The organism is Pseudomonas defluvii, assembly GCF_001695625.1.
Classification (GTDB): Bacteria; Pseudomonadota; Gammaproteobacteria; order Pseudomonadales; family Pseudomonadaceae; genus Aquipseudomonas; species Aquipseudomonas defluvii.
Genome location: NZ_MBPN01000012.1, coordinates 1 through 25,788, shown reverse-complemented (window position 1 = coordinate 25,788; position 25,788 = coordinate 1). Strand labels below are relative to the sequence as shown.

The following is a 25,788-nucleotide window of genomic DNA, read 5'->3' as shown; positions in this document are numbered from 1 at the left end:
TGGGTGCTGGCCTGCCGGCAGAGTTGACGATCACACCCTGACGGTTACGATGGTCGCCCACCCCTTGCCCGCAGAAACCTCACTTATGACCGTGCACATTCGCCCAGCCCGCCTTGAAGACGCAGGGCGCATTCTCGAGCTGATCATCGAGCTCGCCGACTACGAACGCGCCCGCCATGAAGTGGTCGCCAACCTCGCCGATATCGAGCGCAGCCTGTTCAGCCCTGAGGCGACGGCCAAAGCGCTGATCTGCGAGCGCGATGGCCAGGTCATCGGCTACGCGGTGTACTTTTTCAGCTACTCCACCTGGCTGGGCAGCAACGGCATCTACCTCGAAGACCTTTACATCACCCCCGACCAACGCGGTAGCGGCGCAGGCAAGCAGTTGCTGCGCCATATCGCCCGTGAAGCCTGCGACAAGGGGTGCGGCCGCCTGGAGTGGAGCGTACTGGACTGGAACGAACCCGCCATTCAGTTCTACCGATCGATTGGCGCACAGCCTCAGGATGAGTGGGTGCGCTACCGGATGGAAGGCCAGACCTTGCACGCGTTTGCGCGCGGCGACCGCTAAAGCGGATCGGGCATTACTGAATCGGGCAGTTGGCATCGGCAGGCACACCCAGGTGCGCGCAAAGGCAGGGCTCAACGTGAATGCCCAGGCTCACGCTGCCCACCTGTTGCTGAACACCTCCGCGAATACGACGATTACGCCGCTGATGGGTTTCGCGGACCTGTTGCCAGCCCGCGGCGCTGTGGGCCAGTCGTGCAGCATGCGTTGGATGGTGGTACAGGGCGCCGTGTGAATAAACCAGCTTGCTCCAGCGATCCAGTGGCGCAGGCGGCGCACTGTTGATGTTGCCACCATGATGACTGGCGACCAGCCCTCGATAGCCGCACGCCCGAACTTGCGGGTAATGAAGGTACAACGACGAGTAGTCGGCATCGCCCACCGTTAACAGGTACTGTGGCTCACGCCTTGAAGCACCGGCATTGATCAGCAGGGCCAGGCCCGTGTTGTTATTGTCATTGTGGCCACCCTGTGGCTGACACTTGATGATGCGATGGCCCTGACGGCTGACAACGCCATTGAGCTGACTCGGCCAGATGTGGAGGTTACCCCGCCGCGCCAAGGCGAGCGCCAGTCGCCAGCCCATGCTGGAAACACGCTGACCGCTCTGCGCACGCCCTTGATTGGGTACGATCCAGGGGCGATCAAGCGCCCGTGGATCCCACGCGATGCGAATACCACGGCCACCGAAAAGCGGCTGTCCGGCAGCAGCGCCAGCCCAGTGGTCCATGTCCCAGTGCGACAGGATGACCGGTGCCTCGGCTGACGCGTTGGCAAAGGGGTCCAACGGCGGGCTGGGCAAGGTGGCATAGTTGTACCCTGTCGGGACACCGCAGTCGTAGAACAGCACGGCGTGTTTGCCTCGGCACGGGCAGATCGCACCGGGATACAGTGAATTCCAGTTAGCCTGGCCGACATCATGCACGACCAACATCGGCCAATCACAATTATCGGTAGCCTGCTGGAACAACTCGGCAATACTCGCTTTGGAGGAAACCGGCAGGCCGCGCAATTGGCTAAAGCGCACCAGTTTGCGAAGCGTCTCGCCTTTGTCCAGCACTTGCACATCGAGGATTTCCAAAGGCGTTCGCGCATCGTCAAGCGCCCTGAAGGCATACAGTGACGCTTGTGCATCGGGTGATGACGACAGGCGGAAGTCGACCTTGAACCAGTTCAGGCCGGGCTGCCGTTCCCCTGGCCAGCTCGCCATGGCCAAGGGGCTCAGGCGCAGCAACCAGGACTCGGGCTCCCACTCACTGTTCAGCGCCAAGCCGAGGGATTGCGGGGCGGCCTCAAACGAGCGGACCTCAACCCCATCCAACACCGTGTCTTCACCCTCACCCGCCTGAGACGGGTCGATCAGCGCATACACGGAAACACACCTTTCAAGCCGTGCCTGCAGTTGCTGCCTGTCCTTGAGATCTTGCCCGTTCATTCCCTGATTCCGGTGTTACCAAAGCCAGCAAGCATGCCACAACAGGCGTTGCCAGTGGGTGGCCGCTCAAGGTTCCAGCCCGATACCCCGCAAGATGACGCAGGTGACGGTCTGCACGGCGCGCTCAAACTGCAGGTCATCGAGGGGCTGATGCGCGTTCAGCAGGCTGACCTGATGGCTGAAGTCGGCGTAGTGTTGGGTCGAGGCCCAGATCATATATAGCAACCCTGAGGGCTCGACCGGCAGGATGCGTCCGTCTTCGACCCATTGACGAATTTTCGCCTCTTTCAGTTTCGCCCAGCCGCACAGGCTGTCATCAAGGGCCGTGCCGAGGTTGGGCGCACCATGGATAATTTCATCGGCCCAGACCTTGGAGCCATGGGGGCGGCTGCGCGAATGGTTCATCTTGGCGCGTATGTAGCTGCTGAGCACGATCCGCGGATCGTCATACAGTTCGAAACACAGCGCATCCTGCTTCCACACCTCAAGCAAGCCGAGCACTACAGCCTGATACAACTCTGCCTTGGTACTGAAGTAATAGTGCACATTGCTACGCGGCAGTTCGGCAGCCTCGGCAATGTCGGCCATGGCAGTGCCGGCAAAGCCTTTTTCGGCAAATACCTTTTCCGCAGCGAGGAGAATACTGTCGATATTGCGTTGGCGAATACTGGGTTTGCGCGGGGCCATGGGCGAATCCATTGCGGCTGACACGGCAAGGCTACGCCGATTCACTCACCTCAGGCAAAAGCCTTGTGTGCGGTCATGGTCATTCAACGAGACTCAGCAGCACCTACCCACACCATGACTGCACTCAGGCCATAACATCAACGACGGCGGATCAACCGCCATGGTTGCAGGCTTGCGCCAGTTTCAGGTAGTCCAGGCTACGCACTTGCCCGGCCGAGTCCTTGTAGACCATACGTGCCTTTACCACCTCACACAGCATCGACTCCGGCTCACTCAGGTTGACCACCTTGGCCACATCCAGCGGCATGCCATAGTGATACAACGGTACTGCTTCTTGTGCCTGCACAGCAGTACAGGCCAGCAAGGCCGATGCCAACACCCAACGGGCTTTCATGAGGGTTGCCCTCCAAATGGAAATGGCTGACACCCTTGAGTGTGGCGTCGCACAGACGACGCGTAGGTTTTGCGGATCAACGGCACGCCTTCGGTTACACGGGGGAAACACCTGCCGCCCATCATCTGGCCACAGGGCTCACCTGACGCTCACCCTCTTCACTCATGGCGCCGGCATAACCGCCCGGAGAAAAACGCAAGGTCACCACGAGCATCAGTACCACGGTCAAGGTCAGCAACAGCCAGGAGGCCTGGAAATCGCCGCTGATATCCCGCAGCCAGCCTGTCAGGTAGGGAATGATGCCGGTGATGATAAAACCGATACCTTGAACAAACGCTGCCAGTGCGCCTGCCGCGGCAGGCTTGCCGCGCAAGTGTTCAAGGGTGAGCGTGAGGCTCAGGCTGAAGCAGGCGCCCAGGCCGAAACCAATTAGCGCCACCCACAGCCCCGACCATAATGAAGGCTGCATCAGCAGGCCGATAAAGCCCAGCAACTGTGACAACAGGGCCAATAACAGCCCCGGGCGCCGATCAGCCAAACGCCGCAACAGCAACGGCAGGCCCAACGCACCCAACACCTGGAAAATGGTCATCAAGCCGATCAACTCGCCGCCGCCCTGGGCGCTGCCACCGATCTGCCGATAGTAGGCCGGCAACCAGGCAACCATGCTGGTGTAACCACCGTTGATCAGGCCAAAGTAGCCCGCCAGCAACCACGCGCGGCGGCTGCCGAAAAAGTGTCGCCTGGCCTCTGCCCCACTACGCGCCTGCTCCGCGCTGGGGCGCGCCACGCACCACAAGACCAGGGCCAGCAGCGCCGGGAGCAGCCACACTCCAAGTCCTGCCTGCCAGTGCCCCGCCGTTTCCGCGATCCGCGGGCCGAGCACGGCGGCGATTCCACCACCGCTCATCAACGCTGCCGAATACACGCCCATGGCCAACGCCAGGCGTGAGGGGAACCAACGATTTACCAGGCCTGGCATCAAGGCCTGAATAAAAGCCACACCCAGGCCAGCCAACGCGGCACTGGCAATCAGCGCCGTACCACTGTGCAGAAACAGGCGCCAGGTACACGCCAGGGCAATGGCTGCAAGCCCGGCAAGCATCCCGTGGTGCTCGCTCAGCCAGCGGCGTAGCCAGGGTTGCAGCAACGGTACCAGGCCCATGCACAACACCGGCAACGCGGTGAGCAGTGCCGCCTGCTGGTAACCCAGGCCGGTGCTGTTGCGAATCTCCTCCAGCAACGGGCCGATGCTGGTCAGGATCGGCCGCAGGTTAATCGCCACCGCCACCACCAACAGCCAGCCGAGCGCGCCGGTCCGACTCAGGTGCGCGTTCATTTCGCTGTTCATGCTTGCGCCTTTTAATGAGATTCAACACAGGCCGGTGATTATCCTGAGACGCCGGGGTAGTATGAAATTAATTGATTTCATGCATGCCAGTGGGATTTCGAATGCTTGACCCTTTACTGTTGCGCAGCTTCGTCACTGTCGTCGAAGCCGGCAGTTTCACCCGCGCTGGCGAGCGCCTGCACCTCACCCAATCAACCATCAGCCAACAGATCATCCGGTTGGAGCAACGCCTGGGCTGCCGTTTGCTGGACCGCAGCCAGCGGCAGGTCTGGCCGACCGAAGCAGGCGAACGGCTGCTGGGCTACGCCCGGCGCATCCTGCGCCTGGAAGAGGAAGCGCGCCACGCCCTGAGCCCTCAGCAACCGGAGGTGGCGTTGCGTCTTGGGGTGCCGGATGACTTCGCGGGCGAAATTCTCACGACGCCATTGAGCCACCTGCTGGCCGAGCGACCACGTATGCGCCTGGAGGTCGAGTGCGGCCTCAGCCTGCCGCTGCTGCACCTGTACCGTAATGGCGAACTGGACCTGCTGCTGGTCAAGCAATGGGGCGCTGACAGTGACTGTCATGCGTACTGGCCGGAACCGTTGGCTTGGGTCAGCAGTGCCAGACACCCGATAACCGACCCCGTGCCCTTGGTGGTGTTCCCGGTAGGTGCGCTGTATCGCCAGGAAATGATCCATGCGCTGGAAGCGGCCGGGCGCCCTTGGCGTATCAGTTACTCAAGCACCAGCCTGGCCAGCATCAGCGCGGCAGTGAGTGCAGGCCTGGGGGTTAGCCTGATCCCGGCACGCAGTGTTGAACCCAGCCATCGCGTACTGGGTGTCAATGAAGGCTTCGCGCCCATCGCCGGGTTGACACTGGCACTCTACGCCCGCCCGGCGCTGGACGACGATGGCGCGGCACTGCGCGACAGTCTGGAGGCCTTGTGTGAGCGTCGCGCCGCACACTGACAGCCTCAAGGCACCGTAACACCGCAGGGTCTCAAGATCGCTGGTCGCCTGTGTCGCTATTGGGTAAATTAGCCGCGCTCGCTCTAGGTGGGCTGTTCGTTCCCCTTAAGCCAAGGACCCCACGTTGACTGCAAAGCCGCCCTCTTCGTCCTGGATTCGCTCACCCTTGCGCAGCTTGCGCCAGCGTATGCAACGCGGCTCTACCCTCAACGATGGCCCCGCTCAGCAGTTGCGCCTGTGGTTCCAGCACAAAGCCCACGAACAGGGCTATACCCTGAGCCACAGCCAGCAACAGGTGATCGGCTTCATGGCCGGGCAGGTCGAACAACTGGCGCGGGGCCAGGCACGCAGCCTGTACCTCTATGGCGGTGTCGGGCGCGGCAAAAGCTGGTTGCTGGAGGGTTTCTTCCGGGCAATCACCCTGGAGCAAAAACGCCGCCTGCACTTTCATGACTTCTTCGCCCGGCTGCACGACGGCATGTTCCGTCATCGGCATGCCGACAATGCGCTGGCCTGCACCCTTGACGAGTTGCTCGAGGACTGCAAAGTCCTGTGCTTCGATGAGTTCCATGTCCATGACATCGGTGATGCCATGCTCATCACCCAACTGTTCAAGGCGTTGTTCGAGCGACGTATCCTGCTGCTGGTCACCTCCAACTACCCGCCCGAAGGGCTGCTGCCAAACCCGCTCTACCACCAGCGTTTCGAGCCGGTCATCCGCCTGATCAAACAGCATATGCACGTCGTCGAAGTAGGCGGCGAGGACTACCGGGGCCTGCCGGGCAGTGGCAGCCACCAGCGTTTTACCCAGGGTTGCTACCTGTGGCCAGGCAACGCCGAGCAACGCGCAGCCCTCGACCTGCCATCGGCGCAGCCCACCGCCCTTGCAGTGGGAAAACGTGATGTACAGGCCTGGCTAGTTGACGGCGAGCGTGTTGCGTTCGACTTCGCGGCCCTCTGCGAGCAACCCACCGCCGTCATCGACTACTTGCAATTGGCGCAGCGATTCGAGCATTGGGTCATCGATGGCCTGCCAAACCTGGCGGACTGTTCGATCGCCGCCCAGCAGCGTTTCATCAACCTGATTGACGTGCTCTACGACCAGGACAAGTATCTGGTGCTGATTGGCGAACAGCCATTGGACGCCGCCCTGCAAGGGACAGCCAACGACCTGGCCCGCACCCGCAGCCGCCTTGGGCAGTTGCAGCAGATTGCGCAAGGGTGAAGCCTCGCGGTCGTGGGGTTTGGGACAACGGAACAGAAAGTGCAATCAGGGTCAGACCCCCTGGTTTCTCGACCTACCCACAACCTTATCAGGACATATTTTTCACGGCCCCGAAGTCGGCTCTTGGGGTCGAAATATTTTTTATAGATTTTCAGAAATGCCCTACAGCACAGCTCAAACCCTTGTAATAGGATGACCGGCGGACTAAAGGAGTGTCACGCATGGCTAACCACGGTTACATGACCATCACCGGCAAGGCTCAAGGACTGATTTCGGCGGGTTGTTCAACCCAAGACTCTATTGGCAACAAGTGTCAGACAGCGCATGCAGACGAAATCATGGTGTTGTCTTACACCCACAACATGGTCAACATCGGAAATATTAATAAGCCTACACATAGTCCAATCATTATCACCAAAAACGTGGACAAGGCTTCACCGCTCCTCGCTCAAGCGCTCTCATCCAGAGAGGAAATAAGCTGCACAATCAGTTTTTATCGAGTGTCTTCTTTTGGATTGCAGGAGAAATTCTATTCTGTAACCATCAATGGCGGGATTATTGCTGACCTGACATTTGAAATGCCTCACGCTATTTTGCAGAGTGACGCCGAGCCGCAAGAACATGTAGCCATCCGTTACCGAGACATCACGTGGACTCACCACGTTGCTGGTACTAGCGGATATAGCACATGGGAAAATAACGAATGAAGCCAGCAAGTGAAAGCTGCATGCCAGGTAGCTGTGATTACTGGATGGTCAGTGCCGCTGCTGGAAAGCTTGGAAACCAAGCCAGCACCTTAGGTGTTCGACATATCAAAGACGGCGCACTGCGTTTACAATTCAACCGCGAGATCGCTTATTACGCCAAAAGCATTGTTAATGATGTCTCGCAGGGCAAAAAAAGCCCTGAGCAAGGCCTACAGGACCTAAAAAACGAACAAGACAGCCTGCTAAGCCAGTCATTTGAGATCGCTCAGAAAGGCGTTGGCGCAATCGCAGGGGCATTTCAGATAGCAACAGGGGCCGGGATCTGCTACGGATCAGCCGGAACACTTTGCCTTTTCGCGGGTGTCCCGATGATGGCCCATGGATCAAATAACCTCTATGAGAACGGTCGTAACCTCTTGGAAAATCGCGCTGACACCCAAGGGCCCGTCAGGAAAGTTTATCAGGAGGGCGCTAAACTAATCGGTGGCGGGGTCCTTGAAGGCAATATTGCTTATGGTGCTATTGACTTAGGGCTTTCTGCCTACGGCGTCGGGAGAATGGTATTAAGGCAAGACTCATGGCGACTGTTTAGATATATACACACCGACTACATAAGATCATACAAAACAATGAGGGCAGCACACTTACATTTGAAGCGGTAAGCGATAGCGTTACAGGTAGATCAATGTACCTGGAGCACAAAAAACAATGACAAGCACTATTATCGTTTCAGTTATATATCTCGCACTGTCCTTGATAACACTTTTTTCTTTATATTTTTTATCGAGATTTTTTTCTGGCGAAAACTTCAGGTGGAAATGGTTTTTTATACTATTGTCCCTAGCCATTTTCTTTGGATCTTTTCACATGAGCACCGTAAAGTACGGGTACGATGTCGTTTTCCCCACATTAAAACCTTTCATTCAAGGCAATGATGTCGTTGGATGGATTGCATTTGTAAGTATTTTTCTCCACACATGCTGTATTCCCACCCAATATGAGCCGAGACGCTGGTTTTCACGAAAGTAAAGTTACACTAAATCAATACCCATCCAGTTGCAGATTTATGAACTGACAGCACCCTATCGACGCGATGAAGAGCTGGATAAGACCCTATATGACTGGCTATCAGCCAGGAAGCCGAGATACGCAATTGCTTTATCGAGGCATATGCCTAGAAAGAAGGCGCTGGACACCTAAGTGCACTATCTATTCCGCTCCTGCGCAAACTCCAACATGGCCTGGAGCACAGGCCATGTTCCGTCAGCGCCTTAGCCTGCCCGAGCAAGGCTGGCGAGCACCGCCTCGATCTCATCCAGCACGGCGGGGTCATCGAGCGTCGATGGCGGCGTATAGGGCTGTTGATCGGCGATCTTGCGCAACACGGCCCGGAGAATTTTCCCTGAGCGCGTCTTGGGCAGGCGCTTGACCACACGAACCTGATTGAAGCAGGCCAGTGCGCCGATCTGCTCGCGAACGCGGGCAACCAGCTCGCTCTGCAACTGCTGCTCACTGATTGGCGTCGCGTCCTTGAGCACTACCAGTGCCAGTGGCACCTGGCCCTTGATCTCGTCGTAGACACCGATCACCGCACATTCGGCCACGGCCGGATGGGCGGCCACCAGGTCTTCCATTTCACCGGTCGAGAGGCGATGGCCTGAGACGTTGATCACATCATCGGTGCGCCCCATGATGTAGACAAAGCCGTCATCATCCAGGTAACCGCCGTCTCCGGTATGGTAGTAACCCGGATACGTCTGCAGGTACGACTGTACGTAACGTGCATGGTCGCCCCACAAGGTCTGGCTGCAGCCGGGCGGCAGCGGCAAGGCAATGACAATGGCACCTTGCTGATTCGGCCCCAGCAAATGCCCGTCGTCATCCAGTACCTGAACGTGGTACCCCGGTACCGCACGGTTGCTCGATCCCGCTCGCACGCCACTGCCATCAAGACCGACACAGGGCGCTGTCACCGGCCAGCCGGTTTCGGTCTGCCACCAGTGATCGTGGACCGCCTTGCCACTGGTTGCCTCAAGCCATTGGTGGGTGCTGGAGTCAAGTTTCTCGCCGGCCAGGAACAACTGACGCAACGAGCTCAGGTCATATTTACGCAGCAACAGGCCTTCCGGGTCCTCCTTGCGCACCGCCCGCATCGCTGTCGGCGCGCAGAACATCCCGTTAACCTTGTACTGCTCTACCACACGCCAGTAAGCACCGGCGTCTGGTGTACGAATCGGCTTGCCCTCATAGAACACACTGGTGCAGCCATTCATCAGCGGCCCGTAAACGATCAACGAGTGCCCGACCACCCAGCCCACGTCGGAGATTCCCCACCAGACATCACCCGGCTGCATGCCATAGATGTGCTGCATGGCGAACTTCAGCGCCACGGCATTGCCGCCGTTTTCGCGCACGATACCTTTGGGTTTTCCGGTGGTGCCCGAGGTGTACATGATGTAGAGCGGGTCGGCAGCGCCCAGCTCGACCGGCGCGACCGGTTCAGCGCTGGCGACAGCGGCCTGCCAATCCAGATCGCGTCCCTCGATCATCTCGGCACGGGCTTGCGGGCGCTGAAGCACCAGTACCTGCCTGGGCTGATGTTGTGCCAGTTGCAGGGCCCGGTCGACCAAGGGTTTGTAGGCAATCACCCGGCCGAACTCCAACCCGCAGGAGGCAGTCAGCAGCAGTTTTGGCCGGGCATCATCGATGCGCAGGGCCAACTCATTGGCGGCAAAGCCACCAAACACTACCGAATGCACCGCGCCAATGCGGGCACAGGCGAGCATGGCCATGGCGGCCTGGGGCACCATGGGCATGTAGATGATGACACCGTCACCCTTTTCCACACCCAACTGGCGCAGCAAGCCGGCCAGGCGTGCGACTTCGTCGCGCATTTGCAGGTAGGTAAAGGTTTGCTGGGTGTGGGTTACCGGGGAGTCATAGATCAGCGCGACTTGCTCGCCACGGCCTTGCTCGATTTGATAATCGAGGGCCAGGTAGCAGCTGTTCAAGCGGCCATCGCTGAACCACTGGTGCGTACCATCGGCGTTTTCGGTCAGCGTCTGTGTCGGTTTTCGGTACCAGGCCAGGTCATTGGCTTGCTCGGCCCAAAACGCAGCGGGGTCAGCAATGGAGCGATCATAGCAGTGCTGGTAAGTCATCGATGTCGAACCCTGAGCTTGTTGTTATTTAAGGGCGAACGATGAGTATGGACCGCTTCAATGAAGCCGCCATGGTACTAAGGTCTTATTTTTCGGCGCCGCTACGCGCCAATGAATCCTCGAACACCTTCCACAATGCGGCCAGCCGTCGGGCATAGGCCTCAGGCCCGGCGTAGATCAGTTCCACCGCCAAACTGTCGACAATTCCCATGTAGGCATCCCGGTAGAGTACGGCCTGCTCATCCTCGAACGTCGGCCGATAGGCCTTCATGCGTGCAACGAACAACGCCGCCAGCCGCGCCAGATAACCTTCGAACCCCGCGGAGATCCAGGCCCGCAGCTCCGTCGGCGGAAAAAACGCCGTGCGCAGCAAGAAACGTAAATGCGCCGACCCTAGATAGCGCTCACCCAGACGCTGGCAGTACAGCCCACCGGGAACATCGCCATGCGGATGAGCAAAACAGTCCTCGACATACAACCGCTCTGCTTCCACCGCACGCTCGAAGACGGCCTGGAACAGGTCGTCCTTGCTGCTGAAATGCGCATACAACGATGGCTTGCGCATACCCGCCGCCACCGCAATGTCATTGAGCGAACAGGCGTCGTAGCCGCTGTTGGCAAAATGCTCGACGGCAATCACGCATATCTTTTCTGCCGAAGGCGACAGGGTTCTCATGCAGCGTTCTCCAGAAAACAGTTACCCGGGCCTCAGTGCCCGGCCAGGTGCGGCCGCTCGCCAGGCGCACAGCGCACACTGGCGCGTACCAGCACCGCTACCAACGCAGCCGACAGCGCCAGCAGCAACGCCCAATGCGATGCGCCCAAAGGCGCCATGATGCCTGACAACGGCGTGGCGAACGACGAAATGATCAACTGAAACGCCCCCAGCAATGCCGCCGTAGAGCCTAGTGCACGGGTTTGTGAAGCCATGGCCATCGACATCAGCGTGGCCTCGGCTACGCCCAGCCCAAACATGGCCAGGGCCATGCCTGCGACGATCCCGACCAGCCCGCTGGCGGTAACGGCGCCAATCAGTACCAGTAGCGACCCGAGCAGCATGCAGCCGGCGCCGACCAACGCCAACCGCCCAAGCCCTTTGCGTGCCACCAGCCGCCCCGCCGTGATCGCCCCCAGCAAAATCGCAATGCCGGTTGCGCCAAACAGCGTGCCAAACGCCTCGACCGACAGCCCATAGTGGTGCTGATAGACATACGCGGCGCCGCCAATGTAGGCGAACAGGAAGAAAAACACCGCCGCCAGCGCCAACGCCGGGCGCAGAAACTGACGGTCACTGGCAATCCCTGCATAAGTGCGCAGACATGCCCTGGGTCGAAAGGCCATGCGCTGGTCTGCAGGCAAGGTTTCCTTGAGCACCAGGCTGGCGTTCAGCAGCACGACGGCACCCAGCGCGGCCAACACCAGCATGACCATTCGCCAGCCATAGTGCGCACCAACAACGCCCCCCAAGGCCGGCGCAACAACCGGCGCCAGGCCTTCAATGGTCATCAGCAAGGCAAAGAGTTGCGCTGCCCGGGCGCCTTCGGCGACATCGCGCACCATGCTCATGATCACGACCAGCGTCAGGGCACTGCCCAAGCCCTGGACAAAACGCGCCACAACCAACGCGTCGAGGGAATCTGCGCGGGCCGCCCATACCGAACTGAGGATGAACACCAGCAGCCCTGCCAACAATGGCCGACGTCGACCCAGCATATCGATCAGTGGGCCAAACAACAGTTGCCCGGCGCCCATGGCCAGCAGGAACACCGTCAAGGTCAACTGCACGGCGGCGTATGACGTTCGAAATTCGGCAGCAATCGCCGGCATGCTGGCCAGGTACATGTCGACTGCCGAAGGGCCAAGGGCGCCGATCAGCGCCAGCGCCACGGCAAACCGAACAGGCGTTGATGGCGTTTGCGTTATGGTGTGCATGTGCTCGATTTCCAATTCGCCCCAAACAAAACCTAACGATCGGTAGGTTTCTGAGCGACGCGAGCGTATACACCTCTTTTCAACGGGTCAAGTCATCAACACAGGCGGGCCGGAGTGACACCCCCGTTGCACGGCCAACAGGGCTGCCATTCCAAAGACGTACAGCCTTAAGCGGGGGTGTGAGCCTGTTGGCGCAGGCGTTCGGTGTCTACGCGAACAAACACCGAGTCGGCGGTCACCGTCAGGACATCACCAGCCCAGATTTCGCAGATCACTCGGCTCTTGCGCCCTACTTCGCCTTCAACGCGGGCCTTGAGCACCAACTCGACGCCCATGGGGGTAGGCTTGAGGTAGGTCAGGCTCAGTTGCCCGGTCACGCAGTCGATACGTGGCAGGCTGCCCGGTTCACGGCCCTCGGCACGGTAGTGATAGGCCATTGCCGTCCAGTTGGAATGACAATCGACCAGCATCGCCAGCAGACCGCCGTAGACCAGCCCCGGCCAACCATGGAATTCACTTGCCGGGGTGTGCTTGCACAGCACATGCACGCCGTCTTCGGCCCAATGGCTTTCAACGTGCAGACCGGTAGGATGGGAGCAGCCGCAGCCGTAGCAGGAACCCTCGGGCGAGGCCAACTGCTGGATGGAAAGTACATGGGTGTTGTTCATAAACGTCCTGATTGTTGTTATGGGAACAATTACAGGACCGATGTTAACGCCATGCTGGCGTCTCGACCACCGGGCAGGCAACGAGGCTGCCCGGCAGTGTGACGGGAAGGTGTTAGCCTGCCAGACCGACGTAGACGTTTTGCACGTCGTCGTGGTTATCGATGGCCTCAAGGAAGGCTTCGACTTCAGCGAGCTTTTCTTCGCTGTCGAGGGTGACGGGGTTCTTCGGTACATAACCGATCTTCGCCGAAATGACGCTGAAACCGTGCTCAGGCAGCGCCTTCTGCACCGCATCCAGATCGGTGGTTTCAGTAATGAACAGGGTCGTGCCCTCTTCGGCAGGCTCGAAATCCTGGGCGCCGGCTTCGATGGCGGCCATTTCCGGGTCTGCGTCGGCGCTGTCCGGGCTGGCTTCGATCAGGCCAACGTGGTTGAAGTCCCAGGACACCGAACCCTCGGCACCCAACTGGCCCTTGCGGAACAGTACGCGAATTTCAGCAACGGTGCGGTTGACGTTGTCGGTCAGGCACTCGACGATCAGTGGCACCTGATGCGGAGCGAAACCTTCGTACTTGACCAGGGTGTACTGCACGACGTCACCCGACAGGCCAGCACCTTTCTTGATCGCGCGCTCCAGGGTTTCGCGAGGCATCGAGGCCTTCTTGGCCTGCTCGACCACCAGACGCAGGCGGGAGTTCATGTCAGGGTCGGCACCACCGCGTGCGGCGATCTGGATTTCCTTGGCCAGCTTGCCGAAGATCTTGCCCTTGGCATTGGCTGCTGCTTCTTTATGTTTGGCTTTCCACTGTGCGCCCATGTCGACTCTCTTTCTGTGCTTCAAGCGCCGGTTCAGGTAGCGACCGGCAAAGTGGGTGCAGTTTATACGCCCTCTTTGCCGCAATCGACAAAAAATCGCCTCAACCCTTGTCGGCCTTGCCAGCCGCTGCAGCAAACCTGGCCAGGTGCACATCCAGGCGGCGGGGTCGGCGCCCATGGTCTTCGGCCTGCTCCTTGCGCCGGATCGCATTGCGCACCATCAACGACCCCAGGTAACGGATCGGTTCAGGTGGAAAATAGCCCAACGGGCCATTGACCAGCGGCGAGCGCGTCCAGGGGTTGTCGAGCCCCAAAACCAGTGAGGACAGAATCTGCCCGCCCATATGGCAAGGCCCCACCCCACTCCCGGAGTAGCCAAAGCCATAGAACACCTGGCCTTCCCCCTGCAACCGGCCAAAAAACGGCAAGCCGGTGACCGAGCGGTCAGAAGGACCGTTCCAGGTCGCCGCGATCCGTGCGTCAGCCAATGCCGGGAAAAACTCGCCAAGGCTTCGCCGCAACAACGGCTCGTAGGGCGACGGCTGATCGAACACCGGCAGCATTTTTCCGCCATAAGCAAAGGTATTACCGCCTTTGCCAAGCATCAGCCGGCCATCCGGGGTGTTGTGGTAGTAATGCACGAAAATCCGCGAATCCAGCACACTGATACCTGTGCTCAAACCCATCTGTTCGAGTAACTGTGGGTACGGCTCTGTGATGATCATGTCGCTGGAGACAATCGCTACGCTGCGTTCGAACTGTGGGAACGCCCGTGCCATCCAGGCATTCAAGGCCAGCACCACACGGTCGGCGTGTACCGTACCGTGGGCGGTCTGTACCTGTGATTGTCGCCCCTGCTGCAGGCCGGTCATCGCAGTCTGTTCGTGGATACGAATGCCCCGCTGCAGCGCAACCCGGCGCAAACCACGTACCAGTTTGCCGGGCTGAACCGTTGCTGCCGCCGGCGAGAACCACCCCTCCAGGTGCTTGTGCGAACCTGCCAGGCGCTGCACCTGCGCCAATTGCAAACGCTGGAACGAGTTCACGCCCTGGCGCTCCAGCGCGGCGATCACACGGTCTGTCGCCCCCACTTGAGCGGGGTTGGTGGCGGTGTACAGGGTGCCATCCAATCGGTAGTCGGCGTCGATACCATGGGCAGTACAGTAGTCGCCGATAGCCCGAATACTCTGTTCCGACTCCCGGACCAGGCGCACCGCCTCCTGAACCCCAAACAGCCGCTCCAGCGTGAAATACTTGGCCGACCAGGACAATGCACAGCCACCATTGCGCCCGCTGGCACCTGCGCCGCAGGTATCCGCCTCAATCAGCAGGATATCCAGCGTCGGCTGTTGCTCCTTGAGCATCAGCGCGGTCCACAAACCGGTGTAGCCGCCGCCGACGATGCATACATCGCAACGGCTGTCACCGGCCAGCGGCGCACAAGGCGCCGCCTCTTCCTGGTCCAATGCCTGCTGTAACCAGAACGGCCTCATTGTGTGTCTCCTTGTCGACTCAGGTGCGCATTGGCTTGATTGCCATTGATGTGTTCGGTGCGACGGCTGCCGTATCGGCCAGGCTGGCCGGGCGGCTGTTCCAATGCGGTACCAGTACCAGCGCCGAGAACAAGGCGCAGCCAGCAAACACAATGAACACCGTGACCGTGTCGAAGTAGCCCGGCAGCAGGCCGCCAAGAATGGCCCCCACCGAGCCACAGCCATTGACGAAACCAGCAGCAGTGGCGCCCGCTTTGGCGGTACCGAAGTCAATTGCGGCGGCGCCGCTGATCATCGAATCCGGCCCATAGAGGGTCAGGCCCATGACAAACAACAAGACCACGACCAACATCACGCTGCCGGTGTGCATCGCCCCCATGAACAACCCCAGCGTCACGGTCAACGCCAGCAGGCTGAGCACACAGGCGGGCATGCGCCGGGCGCCAAACAGTTTGTCCGAGGCCAGGCCAATCATGATCGGCCCCAGCAAGCCGGCCAGTTCAAACGCAGTGGGCACGATGGCCGCGCCAACCTTGCCCAGCGACGGCATTTGCTCGAAGACGATGACAGGCCCCCAGAGCAGAATCGCGTAGCGCGCCGGCTTCAACATGAAATAGGCCAGGCCCAGGGTGAGCACCGTGCGGTTGCGCAGAATCTCGCGTAGCGGTGCCCAGACGCTGCACAGGGTGGTACCAGGCACCATGCTTTCCGGCTCTGGCTCAACCGCCGGCAAGCCAACGTCCTCGGGCTTGTTGCGCTGCAGGAAGAAGAACAGCACTGCCACCACAGCGACCACCGCAGCACTGGAGAAAAACGCAGCGTGCCAGCTGCCAATCAGCGTGTACGCCCACCAGCCGGCAAACGGCGAGGCGACCAGGCCGCCGAAGGCGTAGCAAGAACTCCACAGCCCCAGTACACGGCCGCGCTGAACCGCCGGGAAGAAGCTGCCAATGTTCTTGCACAGCCCTGCCCAACCGGTGGATTGCGCCAAGCCCTGAATCAGCATGCAGGTGGCGAAAATCGGGAACGTCGCATAACTCCCCATGACCACCGCCGCGGCGGCCGAAATCACCAGACCGCCCAATACCACCACCCTGGGACCAAAGCGGTCGGCGAGCATGCCCCAGGTGAACTGGCCGACGGCATAGGCCGTCAGGTAGATCGCATCGAGGTTGGCCATGGCCATTTTGTCGAGGGTGAAGCTGGGGTCTTCGCCAATGCCCAGTTTGGCCACCGAGAAAGCCTTGCGGGTGAAATAGAACGCCGCATAGGCCAACCAGGTGATGGCGAAGATCTGCATGCGCCAACGTTTGATGCTTGCGATGTGTTTATTCATGATGAATCTGACCTCGGAATCTGAGTGTGCCGGCAGAATTGGGAAAAAACGCCTGTCTTGTTCTTGTGTTGCGCACTGCGTGACGGCCAAGCAAGGCCATCACCTGGTCAGATGGATCCCGGGGATACGCGGTTGTTGTTTGCGCTGTCGTCCAGAGCCCATGGCCCGGGACACACTCGAACGAATGTTGCCAGCGGGCTGAGAGCGATGGAAACAATTACTGACTGATAAATAAAATCGATTTATCGTATTTCAAATATAAGCTCAGCTTGTAACAGGTACCGCCATGTCCGTTTCACACGCTCAACTCAAGGCTTTCCACGCGGTTGCGCTGCACGGCAGCTTCACCCGTGCCGCCGAACGATTATTCCTCACTCAGCCGGCGATCTCCGATCAGGTGCGCAAACTGGAGGAGCGTTTCGGCATCCTGCTGTTCCACCGCAACAAACGCTCGGTGCAACTGACCGATCTGGGTGAGCGCCTGCTGGGCATCACCCAGCGCCTGTTTGCCTGCGAGGACGAAGCGCACGAACTGCTGCAGGATTCACGCGCGCTGCAGACCGGCACCCTGGTACTGGCGGTAGACGCCCCGGTACACGTACTGCCGCAGATCGCCCGGTTCTGCCAGCGTTACCCCGGCATCAGCGTGAAGATCGAGACGGGCAACACCGACGAGTCGCTGTTGCGCCTGTTCAACTACCAGGCCGACCTGGCCCTGCTGGGGCGCGATGTCGACGATCAACGGCTGCTCTGCGTGCCCTTGCGCGACGACCCGATGGTCGCCTTCGTCTCCCACCAGCACCCGTGGGCAAGCCGTGCCTCGATCAGCCTCCAGGACCTCGATGACACGCCCATCGTGCTGCGCGAACCGGGCTCGGTGACCCGGCAAACCCTGGAAGAAGAAATGCAACGCGCAGGCCTGCGCATTCGCCCGGCGATTCAGGTCGAAGGCCGCGAAGCAGCGCGGGAGGCTGTGGTGGTGGGCATTGGCGTCGGGGTGGTGTCGGCGGCCGAGTTCGGCGCCGATGCGCGGGTTTGTGCCCTGCCGATTGTCGACTGCCAACGACGCTTGACCGAAACCCTGGTGTGCCTGCGCGAACAGAGCTCACGGCGACTGGTGGCAACCTTTCTGCAGATGGTTCAGGAAAGCCTGGATGAAAACAACCTCATGACGCACAGCCCGCGTTCGACGCCCTGAATTGCCCCTGCGGGACGTTGGCTTGCCAACGATGCAGGCGCCACGCATTCACTGACGCCCCGTCGAAACCATCGCAGGCAAGCCCGTCACAGAACCCTGAAATCGGTCAAAATAACAAGCTAGAATTTACTTTAAGTACTGGAATTTAATCTAATTAAAACAAGCAGATACCCTATACACATAATGTAAATTCGAGATCATGCCGCTTCCCGATCACGCGCTATGGCCTGCGCTGCCGACAACATCGCCCGCAGCAACACCGCACACCCATCGGCGAGGTCTTGCGGTGCGGCATTCTCGATTTCGTTGTGGCTGATCCCGCCTTCGCAAGGTACGAATATCATCCCGGCCGGCCCCAGTTCTGCCAGGAAGATCGCGTCATGCCCGGCACCGCTGACGATGTCCATGTGTGACAGGCCCAACCCCTGCGCGGCATTGCGCACCGCCTCTACGCAACGCTCATGGAAGTACAGGGGCGGGAAGTCAGCGGTCGGCGTCAGGGTGTAGCTCAGGCCATGCTGACGACAGGTGTCAGTGATCACGTCCTTGACCTGCGCGATCATCGACGCCAGGCGCGCGGGCTCCAGGTGACGGAAGTCCAGGGTCATGCGCACTTCGCCAGGTATGACGTTGCGCGATCCCGGGTAGGCCTGCAGGCACCCTACGGTGCCACAGGCATGCGGCTGGTGCTCCAGTGCCACGCGGTTTACCGCGGCCACCACAGCGCTTGCCCCCACCAGCGCATCCTTGCGCAGGTGCATGGGTGTCGGCCCGGCGTGGGCCTCGACCCCGCGCAGGTTAAGGTCAAACCACTTCTGGCCAAGGGCACCGAGCACCACGCCAATGGTCTTTTGCTGGTCTTCAAGTATCGGCCCCTGTTCGATATGCGCCTCAAAATAGGCGCCCACCGGGTGCCCGGTCACCGCACGCGATCCTGCGTAGCCGATGGCATTGAGTGCTTCGCCGACAGTGATGCCCTCGGCATCGGTCTTGGCCAGGGTTTCCTCAAGGGTGAACTTTTCGGCAAAGACGCCCGAACCCATCATGCACGGAGCAAAACGCGAGCCCTCCTCGTTGGTCCAGACCACCACCTCCAGTGGCGCTTCGGTCTCCACCTTCAGGTCATTGAGGGTGCGCAACACCTCAAGGCCCGCCATCACCCCGAAGCAACCATCGAACTTGCCGCCCGTAGGCTGCGTGTCGATATGGCTACCGGTCATCACCGGCGGCAGTGTCGGGTTGCACCCTGGACGACGGGCAAAGATGTTGCCCACCGCATCCACCGTCACCGTACAACCGGCAGCCTGCGCCCACGTCACGAACAGGTCACGGGCCTGGCGGTCCAGGTCAGTCAGTGCCAGACGGCAAACGCCACCTTTGGCGGTGGCACCAAGCTGCGCCAGCTCCATCAGTGAACGCCAGAGTCGACCTCCGTCGACGTGGTGGAGGGTAGATTGCAGAACGTCCTGAGCTGTTTGCATGTGCATCTCCTGCATCAGTCAACGGGCCTCCACGGGCCTGGGGGTTTAAACGCTGGTTTTGACGCTCGCAGCGCGGTAAGCCTTGAGGCTGCCAAGCATGTAGTAGATCAGCCCACCCAAGGCCGAACCGGTAAACCAGCCGTAATCATAGAACCAACTGAACGCCGTGCTGCCTAGCGATAACAGGGTCAGGGCCACGGGCACACCGAAGGCGACGAAACCGGCCAGGTTCCAGGCGGGATACACATCGTCGCGGTAGAGGCCAGCCAGGTCCAGGGTCTGCCGACGAATCAGGAAATAGTCCACCACCATGATTCCGGCAATCGGCCCCAGCAGGCTGGAATACCCCAGCAGCCAGTTGGAATAGACCGACTCCAGGCTTACCTCAGAGACGATCAGGCCGAGCTTTTTCAGCAGCTCATGGGCCATCAGCAACAGCCCGACCACGCCGGTCAGCATGACGGCACTGGTGCGGCCGATCCATTTTGGCGCCAGGTTCTGGAAGTCGTTGGTCGGTGAAACAATGTTTGCAGCCGTGTTGGTCGACAGCGTGGCGATGATGATCAGGGCCATCGCCAAGGCAACCCACAGCGGGTTCTGGATGTGCCCGATCAGGCTGACCGGGTCGGACACCGTTTCCCCTACCAGCGATGCCGATGCGGCCGTCAGTACAACCCCCAGGGCGGCGAATAGGAACATGGTCAGCGGCAAACCGATGATCTGCCCGACGATCTGGTCCTTCTGGCTTTTCGCGTAGCGGCTGAAGTCAGGGATGTTCAGCGACAAGGTGGCCCAGAAACCGACCATGGCTGTCAGTCCGGCGAGAAAGTAACCGGTCACGCTCGCGCCTTCCGGGCGTTTCGGCGGTTGCGCCATCAACTCGCTGATGGAAACGTTCGGCAAGGCCCAGAACAGCAACCCAGCCCCCACCAGCATCAGCAATGGAGCCGAGAGGGTTTCCAGCCATTTGATCGACTCGGCACCGCGCAACACCACCCACAGGTTCAAGGTCCAGAACAGCAGAAAGCCGATCACCTCACCGGTGCCGCCCAAGGCTTTCCATTCGGGCGAGATCGCGCCAAAAAACAGGTGGATAGCCAGGCCGCCGAACATCGTCTGGATGCCAAACCAGCCACACGCCACCAAGGCACGGATCAGGCACGGCACGTTGGAGCCGATGATTCCGAATGAAGAGCGCAACAACACCGGAAAAGGGATGCCGTATTTGGTCCCGGGAAAGGCATTGAGTGTCAGTGGTACCAGCACCACGACGTTTGCCAGCAGGATCGCCAGCAACGCCTCCCCAACCGTCAGACCGAAGTAGGCGGTCAACACACCGCCCAGGGTGTAGGTCGGCACGCAGATCGACATGCCGACCCACAGCGCAGTGATATGCCATTTGTTCCAGGTGCGCTCGTGGACTTTGGTCGGCGCAATATCGTGGTTGTACCGGGGGCTCTCGAGAACGTCACTGCCGGCGTCGAGCTCGAACAAGCCGTCGCGTTCGCTCACTTGCGATTTGATCTGCTGCATGGCCGCTCCACTGTTGTTCTGATTGTCTGCACATCGTGACGATGGCTGGAGTTCTTGCACTTGCATTGAACAATCGCGGCTCCGGCCAACGCACAGCGGCGGCAAACAATAAGCGTGCCGAAACAGGCGACGGCGGCTGCGATTGTGTTGAAAACGGCGTACAACGCCGCTTTCCCCGCACCGACAGCACCGATGGACGCACCCCGACGGCGACTGGGTTCACGGTCACCTGACGCAGGTACGCCCCTGGGGAACCAAAGGGGTGCAGGGAATATTTTTGGGTGATTGCCATAGGCCCGCACCTGTCCCGGTCAAACCGCTGATTTCCCATGAGAAATCTTGACCATTTCGGCTTTCTGTCAAGTGCGTCAATTTGGTGAGCGCCTGCACCAATTTGTTGATTTTGTCTTTTTATCCTTAAAAATCAGTAGTTTGAATTAGGAATAAGCTTATTAGAAATATTCTTGCCCAATCGAAAAAGCACAACTAGATTCAATTTCTGACAGCAGTGGCAGGATTCTGCCAGCAGCGTCCCGTGGCACAAAATGTAGAACCGGAACACCGGTCAAGCCTGTGAGGAGCTTCGCTATGACGTTGTTGATCCGTGGCGCCACCCTGATTACCCATGAAGAGCGATACAGGGCCGACGTGCTCTGCGCCGACGGCCTGATCAAGGCCATTGGCGACAACCTCGAGGTCCCCACTGGCTGCGAAGTACTCGACGGTAGCGGCCAGTACCTGATGCCGGGCGGCATCGACCCGCACACCCACATGCAATTGCCCTTCATGGGCACCGTGGCCAGCGAGGACTTTTTCAGCGGCACCGCTGCAGGCCTCGCCGGGGGGACCACGTCAATCATCGATTTCGTCATTCCCAACCCGCAGCAGTCGCTGCTCGAAGCCTTCCACCAGTGGCGTGGCTGGGCCGAGAAGTCCGCCGCCGACTACGGCTTCCATGTCGCAATCACCTGGTGGAGCGAACAGGTACGGGAGGAAATGGGTGAACTGGTTCAACAGCACGGTGTGAACAGTTTCAAGCACTTCATGGCCTACAAGAACGCGATCATGGCCGCCGACGATACCCTGGTAGCCAGTTTCGAGCGCTGCCTGGAACTGGGCGCGGTGCCTACCGTACATGCCGAGAATGGCGAACTGGTCTACCACCTGCAACGCAAGCTGCTGGCCCAGGGCCTCACCGGCCCCGAGGCGCATCCCTTGTCGCGGCCATCGCAGGTCGAAGGTGAGGCGGCCAGCCGCGCGATCCGTATCGCCGAAACCCTCGGTACGCCGTTGTACCTGGTGCATGTCTCGACCCGCGAGGCACTCGACGAAATCAGCTACGCCCGGGCCAAGGGCCAGCCGGTGTACGGCGAGGTACTGGCCGGGCACCTGCTGCTGGATGACAGTGTGTACCGCCACCCGGACTGGCAGACGGCCGCCGGCTACGTAATGAGCCCACCGTTCCGCCCAATCGGCCACCAACAGGCGCTGTGGCAAGGCCTGCAATCAGGCAACCTGCACACCACCGCCACCGACCATTGCTGCTTCTGCGCCGAGCAGAAAGCCGCCGGGCGCAACGATTTCAGCAAGATCCCCAATGGCACGGCCGGCATTGAAGACCGCATGGCCGTGCTTTGGGATGAAGGGGTCAACAGCGGCAAGCTGTCGGTGCACGACTTCGTCGCCCTGACCTCGACCAACACCGCGAAGATCTTCAACCTCTTCCCGCGCAAGGGTGCCCTGCGCGTCGGCGCCGATGCCGACCTGGTGCTCTGGGACCCGGAGGGCACGCGGACCATTTCGGCCAAGACCCATCACCAGAACGTCGACTTCAACATTTTCGAAGGCAAGACCGTGCGCGGCATACCCAGCCACACCATCAGCCAAGGCCGCTTGGTCTGGGCCAACGGTGACTTGCGCGCCGAGCGCGGTGCCGGGCGCTACCTCGAACGGCCCGCCTACCCTGCGGTATTCGACCTGTTGAGCAAGCGTGCCGAATTGCATAAGCCGAGCGCCGTGAAACGCTGAAAGCAAGGCCGTGACGCTGCCCCACAGGCCGTAGTGACTCTAACAATCAGAACAGAGGCCACCACCGTGATCGACTCCTTGAATCACCTCCCCCGACCCGGCGTCGATAACGCCACCCTGGCCGAGCGCTTCGGCGACCTGGCGCCGCCGCTCAATGCCCGTCAGGCTACGCTGGAAAGCGCACGCTGCCTGTACTGCTACGATGCGCCGTGCGTCAACGCCTGCCCCAGCGAAATCGACATCCCCGCCTTCATACGCAACATTCATCAGGACAACCTCCAGGGTGCGGCCGAGAAAATTCTCTCGGCCAACATCCTCGGTGGCAGCTGCGCACGGGTCTGCCCGACTGAGGTGTTGTGCGAGCAAGCCTGCGTGCGCAACCATCATCAGGAATGCGCGCCCGTGCTGATCGGCGCGCTGCAGCGCTACGCCCTGGACCACGCTGACTTCGACGCCCACCCTTTCCAGCGCGCGCCCGTTACCGGCAAGCGCGTCGCGGTGGTCGGTGCCGGCCCGGCCGGGTTGGCCTGTGCCCATCGGCTGGCCTGGCATGGCCACGACGTGGTGATCTTCGAGGCACGGCCCAAGGCCGGAGGGCTGAACGAGTACGGGATCGCCAAGTACAAGCTGGTCGACGACTTCGCCCAGCGCGAACTGGCGTTCGTGCTGCAGATTGGCGGCATTGAAATACGCCATGGTCAGGTACTGGGCGACAACCTGAGCCTGTCGGATCTGCGCCAACAGTTCGATGCGGTGTTCCTTGGCCTTGGCCTGAACGCCAGCCGTCAACTCGGCCTGGCCAACGAAAACGCGCCGGGGTTGCTCGCCGCCACCGACTACATCCGCGAACTACGCCAGGCCGACGACCTGAGCCAACTGCCACTGGCCGAGCGCTGCATCGTGCTCGGTGCCGGCAATACCGCCATCGACATGGCCGTGCAGATGGCCCGCCTGGGTGCTCGTGAGGTCAACCTGGTGTACCGCCGTGGCTACCCGGACATGGGCGCAACGGCACATGAACAGGACATCGCCAAGGCCAATCAGGTGCGTCTGCTGACCTGGGCACAACCCGACGAAGTCCTGCTGGATGAACAGGGTCGGGTGCGCGGCATGCGCTTTGCTCGTACCCACCTGGACGAAGGTCGCCTGCAGCCTACCGGGGAAACCTTCGAACTGGCCGCCGATGCCATCTTCAAGGCCATCGGCCAGACCTTCGATGAACACGCCCTGAACGACGCCAGCGGGCAACTCCTGGCCCGCGACGGCGACCGCATTCGCGTCGATGAACAGATGCGCACCAGTCTTCCCGGCGTGTATGCCGGTGGCGACTGTACCCAACTCGGGCAGGACCTCACCGTCCAGGCCGTGCAGCACGGAAAGCTGGCAGCCCAGGCCATTCATGCCCAACTGATGAACCACGTGGAGGCCGCATAAATGGCAGACCTGTCGATCGAATTCGCGGGCATCAAAGCGCCTAACCCTTTCTGGCTGGCCTCCGCCCCGCCCACCGACAAGGCCTACAACGTGGTCAGGGCGTTTGAGGCCGGCTGGGGTGGCGTGGTCTGGAAGACCCTTGGCGAAGACCCGGCTGCGGTCAACGTGTCGTCACGTTACTCGGCGCACTATGGCGCCAACCGCGAGGTTATCGGGATCAACAACATCGAGTTGATTACCGACCGCTCACTGGACATCAACTTGCGCGAAATCACCCAGGTCAAAAAGGACTGGCCCGACCGCGCCCTGATCGTGTCGTTGATGGTGCCCTGTGTCGAGGCATCCTGGAAAGCCATCCTGCCGCTGGTGGAAGCCACCGGCGCTGACGGTATCGAGCTGAACTTCGGTTGTCCCCACGGCATGCCTGAGCGTGGCATGGGGGCGGCAGTCGGCCAGGTGCCGGAGTACGTCGAGCAGGTTACTCGCTGGTGCAAGATTTACAGCAAGCTGCCAGTAATCGTCAAACTCACGCCGAACATCACCGATATCCGCCAGTCGGCACGTGCGGCCTACCGTGGCGGCGCTGACGCGGTGTCATTGATCAACACCATCAACTCCATCACCAGTGTCGACCTGGAGCGCATGGTCGCCCTGCCCATTGTCGGGAATCAGAGTACCCATGGCGGTTACTGCGGTTCGGCGGTGAAACCGATTGCCCTGAACATGGTTGCCGAAATCGCCCGAGACCCGGCCACCCAGGGCCTGCCGATCAGCGGCATCGGTGGTATCGGCAGTTGGCGCGATGCGGCCGAGTTCATCGCGCTGGGCTGTGGTTCGGTACAGGTCTGCACCGCCGCCATGCTGCATGGCTTTCGAATCGTCGAAGCCATGAAGGACGGCCTTTCACGCTGGATGGACAGCCAGGGTTATCACACGTTGCGGGATTTCAGCGGGCGGGCCGTCGGCCACACCACCGACTGGAAGTACCTGGACATCAACTACCAGGTCATCGCCAGGATCGACCAACAGGCCTGCATCGGCTGCGGGCGCTGCCATATCGCTTGCGAAGACACCTCGCACCAGGCCATCGCCAGCCTGAAACAGCCCGATGGTAGCCACCGCTACGAGGTGATCGACGCCGAATGCGTAGGCTGCAACCTCTGCCAGATCACCTGCCCGGTGCAGGACTGTATCGAGATGGTCGCGCAGGATAACGGCAAACCCTTCCTCGATTGGCAGCATGACCCGCGCAACCCCTATCACGTAGCACCTTGAAGGGCATCTCAGCGACCAGGGGCCAGCCGCAGCCGCGGCTGGCCGTCACTCATGTTAACCGGCGCAGCACCAGCGGCCCCGTTAAAATAAAACTGCGGCCCGTAATGGCAGCTGGA

22 protein-coding genes are annotated in these 25,788 nt (G+C 60.4%); 9 read left to right on the top strand and 13 right to left on the bottom strand.

Annotated features, from left to right (window positions below; translation table 11 throughout):
• The first annotated feature begins 85 nt into the window (after positions 1-85).
• Positions 86-571, top strand: coding sequence for a GNAT family N-acetyltransferase (locus EKA13_RS05470; RefSeq protein WP_065758386.1), 486 nt, complete (start codon positions 86-88; stop codon positions 569-571).
• Between the two features lie 13 nt (positions 572-584).
• Here the strand turns inward: EKA13_RS05470 and EKA13_RS05465 are convergent, their stop codons facing one another.
• The 4 genes from EKA13_RS05465 to EKA13_RS05450 form a co-directional block, all read right to left on the bottom strand.
• A complete protein-coding gene (locus EKA13_RS05465) occupies positions 585-2,003 on the bottom strand; it encodes a ComEC/Rec2 family competence protein (protein WP_065758385.1) in 1,419 nt (472 codons plus the stop codon).
• 66 nt (positions 2,004-2,069) lie between these two features.
• The gene (locus EKA13_RS05460) at positions 2,070-2,690 is read right to left on the bottom strand and encodes a TetR/AcrR family transcriptional regulator (RefSeq protein ID WP_065758384.1); all 621 of its coding nucleotides are present in this window, start codon (positions 2,688-2,690) and stop codon (positions 2,070-2,072) included.
• Positions 2,691-2,841: 151 nt separating this feature from the next.
• Entirely contained in the window at positions 2,842-3,084 is a 243-nt protein-coding gene (locus EKA13_RS05455; RefSeq protein ID WP_065758383.1) for a DUF2790 domain-containing protein, read from the bottom strand.
• Positions 3,085-3,205: 121 nt separating this feature from the next.
• Positions 3,206-4,435 (bottom strand): cyanate transporter, encoded by a 1,230-nt coding sequence (locus EKA13_RS05450; protein ID WP_245704307.1) that lies wholly within the window; start codon positions 4,433-4,435, stop codon positions 3,206-3,208.
• Between the two features lie 101 nt (positions 4,436-4,536).
• Here EKA13_RS05450 and EKA13_RS05445 point away from each other — a divergent pair, with 101 nt between their 5' ends.
• The 4 genes from EKA13_RS05445 (at position 4,537) to EKA13_RS05430 (ending at position 7,979) form a co-directional block, all read left to right on the top strand.
• A complete protein-coding gene (locus EKA13_RS05445; RefSeq protein WP_065758382.1) occupies positions 4,537-5,385 on the top strand; it encodes a LysR substrate-binding domain-containing protein in 849 nt (282 codons plus the stop codon).
• Positions 5,386-5,509: 124 nt separating this feature from the next.
• On the top strand, positions 5,510-6,610 hold the full coding sequence (zapE, locus tag EKA13_RS05440; protein WP_083199746.1) for a cell division protein ZapE: 1,101 nt from the start codon (positions 5,510-5,512) through the stop codon (positions 6,608-6,610).
• A 221-nt stretch (positions 6,611-6,831) separates the two neighbouring features.
• Positions 6,832-7,317, top strand: coding sequence for an Hcp family type VI secretion system effector (locus EKA13_RS05435; RefSeq protein WP_065758381.1), 486 nt, complete (start codon positions 6,832-6,834; stop codon positions 7,315-7,317).
• Entirely contained in the window at positions 7,314-7,979 is a 666-nt protein-coding gene (locus tag EKA13_RS05430; RefSeq protein ID WP_176717398.1) for a DUF4225 domain-containing protein, read from the top strand. The genes EKA13_RS05435 and EKA13_RS05430 overlap by 4 nt, the downstream gene beginning before the upstream one ends.
• Positions 7,980-8,588: 609 nt before the next feature.
• On the opposite strand, the gene EKA13_RS05425 is transcribed toward EKA13_RS05430, so the two are convergent.
• The 7 genes from EKA13_RS05425 to EKA13_RS05395 all read right to left on the bottom strand — a co-directional run bounded on the left by EKA13_RS05425 (position 8,589) and on the right by EKA13_RS05395 (position 16,723).
• Positions 8,589-10,478, bottom strand: coding sequence for a propionyl-CoA synthetase (locus tag EKA13_RS05425; protein ID WP_065758380.1), 1,890 nt, complete (start codon positions 10,476-10,478; stop codon positions 8,589-8,591).
• An 85-nt stretch (positions 10,479-10,563) separates the two neighbouring features.
• Positions 10,564-11,154 carry a TetR/AcrR family transcriptional regulator gene (locus EKA13_RS05420; protein ID WP_065758379.1) on the bottom strand — a complete coding sequence of 197 codons (591 nt, stop codon included), beginning with the start codon at positions 11,152-11,154 and terminating at the stop codon, positions 10,564-10,566.
• A gap of 32 nt (positions 11,155-11,186) precedes the next feature.
• Positions 11,187-12,410: a multidrug effflux MFS transporter gene (locus EKA13_RS05415; RefSeq protein WP_065758378.1), complete on the bottom strand. Its 1,224-nt coding sequence runs from the start codon at positions 12,408-12,410 to the stop codon at positions 11,187-11,189.
• 167 nt (positions 12,411-12,577) lie between these two features.
• Positions 12,578-13,078 (bottom strand): PaaI family thioesterase, encoded by a 501-nt coding sequence (locus EKA13_RS05410; protein ID WP_065758377.1) that lies wholly within the window; start codon positions 13,076-13,078, stop codon positions 12,578-12,580.
• Positions 13,079-13,190: 112 nt separating this feature from the next.
• A complete protein-coding gene (locus tag EKA13_RS05405; protein ID WP_065758376.1) occupies positions 13,191-13,895 on the bottom strand; it encodes a YebC/PmpR family DNA-binding transcriptional regulator in 705 nt (234 codons plus the stop codon).
• A 100-nt stretch (positions 13,896-13,995) separates the two neighbouring features.
• Complete coding sequence (locus EKA13_RS05400) at positions 13,996-15,387, bottom strand: FAD-dependent oxidoreductase (RefSeq protein WP_065758375.1); 1,392 nt, start codon at positions 15,385-15,387, stop codon at positions 13,996-13,998.
• Positions 15,388-15,406: 19 nt separating this feature from the next.
• Positions 15,407-16,723, bottom strand: a complete 1,317-nt coding sequence (locus EKA13_RS05395; RefSeq protein WP_065758374.1) for an MFS transporter — start codon at positions 16,721-16,723, stop codon at positions 15,407-15,409.
• Between the two features lie 286 nt (positions 16,724-17,009).
• Between EKA13_RS05395 and EKA13_RS05390 the strand changes: the two genes are divergently transcribed.
• Positions 17,010-17,921: a LysR family transcriptional regulator gene (locus EKA13_RS05390; RefSeq protein WP_065758373.1), complete on the top strand. Its 912-nt coding sequence runs from the start codon at positions 17,010-17,012 to the stop codon at positions 17,919-17,921.
• A gap of 197 nt (positions 17,922-18,118) precedes the next feature.
• On the opposite strand, the gene EKA13_RS05385 is transcribed toward EKA13_RS05390, so the two are convergent.
• The gene (locus EKA13_RS05385) at positions 18,119-19,402 is read right to left on the bottom strand and encodes a Zn-dependent hydrolase (RefSeq protein ID WP_065758372.1); all 1,284 of its coding nucleotides are present in this window, start codon (positions 19,400-19,402) and stop codon (positions 18,119-18,121) included.
• Positions 19,403-19,447: 45 nt separating this feature from the next.
• Entirely contained in the window at positions 19,448-20,935 is a 1,488-nt protein-coding gene (locus EKA13_RS05380; RefSeq protein ID WP_065758371.1) for an NCS1 family nucleobase:cation symporter-1, read from the bottom strand.
• Between the two features lie 588 nt (positions 20,936-21,523).
• On the opposite strand from EKA13_RS05380, the gene hydA reads away from it, so the two are divergent.
• From hydA to preA, 3 genes are all read left to right on the top strand, one after another.
• Positions 21,524-22,963, top strand: coding sequence for a dihydropyrimidinase (gene hydA, locus EKA13_RS05375; protein ID WP_065758370.1), 1,440 nt, complete (start codon positions 21,524-21,526; stop codon positions 22,961-22,963).
• Between the two features lie 66 nt (positions 22,964-23,029).
• Positions 23,030-24,397, top strand: coding sequence for an NAD(P)-dependent oxidoreductase (locus EKA13_RS05370; RefSeq protein WP_065758369.1), 1,368 nt, complete (start codon positions 23,030-23,032; stop codon positions 24,395-24,397).
• Positions 24,398-25,672, top strand: a complete 1,275-nt coding sequence (gene preA / locus EKA13_RS05365; protein ID WP_065758368.1) for an NAD-dependent dihydropyrimidine dehydrogenase subunit PreA — start codon at positions 24,398-24,400, stop codon at positions 25,670-25,672.
• Positions 25,673-25,788: the final 116 nt, after the last annotated feature.